The following is a 2366-nucleotide window of genomic DNA, read 5'->3' as shown; positions in this document are numbered from 1 at the left end:
GGCCGCCCTGCCGAAGGCGGTCGGCGTCGGCCATACCAACCGCCGCACCATGCCGCTGGCGGGCGTGGCGCACAATCCTTGGTACTTCTGGGACGGCAGGCGCGACAGCCTGTGGGCCCAGGCGCTGACGCCGCTTGAAAACCCGCTGGAGCAGGCCGGCAACCGGGCAGCCTTCGCGCATTACATCAAGAAGCGGTTCGGCGAGCGCTACGAGCGCATTTTTGGGCCGCTGCCGGACCTTTCCACCGTGCCGGCCAATGCCAGTCCGCTCGGCAGCGACGCCGAGAAGGCGGTGTGGAACGCGATGCCCGCCTCTCAGCAGGACGACGTCAACCGCGTCTATGCCAATATCGGCAAGGCGATCGCCGCCTTCGAGCGATCGATCGAGCCCGAGGAGACGCGCTTCGACCGTTTCGCCATCGATCTGGCGACCGGCGCCAAGCCGGAAGGGGACGCGGCTTTCTCGCCGGAAGAAATCCTCGGGCTGAAACTGTTCATCGGCAAGGCCAATTGCGTGACCTGCCACAATGGTCCGCGCCTCACCGACAATGCGTTCCACAACACCGGCGTGCCGCCGGTCGACGGCCTGCCGCCGGACCGCGGGCGCGTCGATGCCGTGGCACAGGTCGAGGCCGACCCGTTCAACTGCCTCGGCAAATTCCGCGACGGCGACGAGAGCGCCTGCCGCGAGCTGCGCTTCATGGTCAAGGACGGTCCGCAAATCACGCACGCCTACAAGACGCCGTCGCTCAGGGGCGCGGCGGATCGCCCGCCTTACATGCATGCCGGCCAGTTCTCGACACTCGATGAAGTGGTGGCGCATTATTCGAAGGCGCCGCCAGGCGTTGAAGGCGTATCGGAAGTGCATCCGCTCGACCTGTCCGATCGCGAGCGCGCGGCGCTGGTGGCGTTCCTCAAGACGCTTTCTGATTAGCGATCCTTGACCGTCTCCATCGCCACGAAGGTCGAGGTTTGGGCGACGTGGGGCAGGGCCGAGATGCGCTCGCCGAGCACGCGGCGATAGGCGGCGATGTCGGTGGTGCGGACCTTCAGCAGATAGTCGAAGCTCGAGGCCATCATGTGGCACTGCTCGATCTCGGGCACGCCCTGGACAGCTCGGTTGAAAGCGTCGAGCGCCGCCGAGCGCGTATCCGACAGCTTTACCTGGACGAAGGCGACATGGCCTTCGCCCATGCGTTCGCGATCGATGATGGCGCGGTAGCCTCTGATGTAGCCGTCCTTCTCCAATCGTTTCACGCGCGCCTGCACCGGCGTCTTCGACAGGCCGACCTTCAAAGCCAGTTCGGACATCGAAAGCCTGCCGTCGCGCCCGAGCGCCGTCAGGATGTTACGGTCGATGCGGTCCAATTGGTCTTCGGTCATCGAAATGGCAGCCGAAACGATGGGAATTCGGCTTCTATGATAGTTCAATTGGCCTGCCTAGTCGATTTCTTTGGACCGACTGGAATCCGAAGCTGTGCTAGCTTGCGCCATTCGGTCCGGCGACCGCCGGAACGTTCGCTCACGCTCGCTTTCATGGACCCGATATGCCGCTCGACGCCATCCGCCAGCAGATCCGCGCCAATTATTTGCCCGACGAAGACGAGGCGGTGAAGCGCCTGTCGGCGACGGCGGGGTTGTCGGCCGAGGAGCGCAAGGGGATCTCGGCGCGCGCGGCCGATCTGGTGCGCGCGGTGCGCGGCTCGACCGATCCCAGGCTGATGGAGGTGTTCCTCTCGGCGTACGGCCTGTCGACCAAGGAAGGCGTGGCGCTGATGTGCCTGGCCGAAGCGCTGCTGCGCGTGCCCGACACCGAGACGATGGACGATCTGATCGCCGACAAGATCGCGCCGCATGACTGGTCGGCGCATTCGGGCGGTTCCAGCTCGATCTTCGTCAACGCCTCGACCTGGGCGCTGATGCTCACCGGCCGCGTGCTCGACGAAGGCGAGGGCGGCATCGAAGGCACGCTGCGCGCCATGGTGCGCCGGCTGGGCGAGCCGGTGATCCGCAAGGCGGTCGCTGCGGCGATGCGCGAGATGGGCGAGCAGTTCGTGCTCGGCCGCACCATCGCCGAGGCCGTCAAGCGCGGCCGGCCGATGACGCAGAAGGGCTATCTCTATTCCTTCGACATGCTGGGCGAGGCGGCCCGCACCGAGGCCGACGCGCTGCGCTACCACCGCGCCTATGCGGATGCGATCTCGTCGCTCGATGCGGGGTCGAACGGCCCTGACATCCGCTACAACCACGGCATTTCGGTCAAGCTGTCGGCGCTGCACCCGCGCTACGAGGTGGCGCAGCGCGAGACCATGCTGCCGGTGATGGCCGAACGGCTTCTGTCGCTGGCGCTTGCCGCCCGGCACTCG

At 66.2% G+C, this 2366-nt stretch carries 3 protein-coding genes; 2 read left to right on the top strand and 1 reads right to left on the bottom strand.

What is annotated here, in order from left to right; translation table 11 throughout:
• Window positions 1-934 (top strand): cytochrome c peroxidase (locus EOA24_RS34570; RefSeq protein ID WP_127410620.1); only part of this gene is annotated, 934 nt, incomplete at its 5' end.
• On the opposite strand, the gene EOA24_RS34565 is transcribed toward EOA24_RS34570, so the two are convergent.
• Window positions 931-1383 carry an Lrp/AsnC ligand binding domain-containing protein gene (locus EOA24_RS34565; protein WP_126082222.1) on the bottom strand — a complete coding sequence of 151 codons (453 nt, stop codon included), beginning with the start codon at window positions 1381-1383 and terminating at the stop codon, window positions 931-933. The genes EOA24_RS34570 and EOA24_RS34565 overlap by 4 nt on opposite strands.
• Before the next feature lie 164 nt (window positions 1384-1547).
• On the opposite strand from EOA24_RS34565, the gene EOA24_RS34560 reads away from it, so the two are divergent.
• Window positions 1548-2366, top strand: an 819-nt coding sequence (locus tag EOA24_RS34560) for a proline dehydrogenase family protein (RefSeq protein WP_189354483.1), incomplete at its 3' end; no start/stop codon positions are given.

The sequence above is a fragment of the Mesorhizobium sp. M2A.F.Ca.ET.039.01.1.1 genome, assembly GCF_003998035.1.
Taxonomy (GTDB): Bacteria; Pseudomonadota; Alphaproteobacteria; order Rhizobiales; family Rhizobiaceae; genus Mesorhizobium.
The sequence above is the reverse complement of the archived record's forward strand: the minus strand, read 5'-3'. Positions and strand labels throughout refer to the sequence as shown.

Coding starts and splice junctions, on each gene's coding strand:
- EOA24_RS34565 (WP_126082222.1), bottom strand. CDS start 1,383: ATGACCGAAGACCAATTGGACCGCATCGACCGTAACATCCTGACGGCG.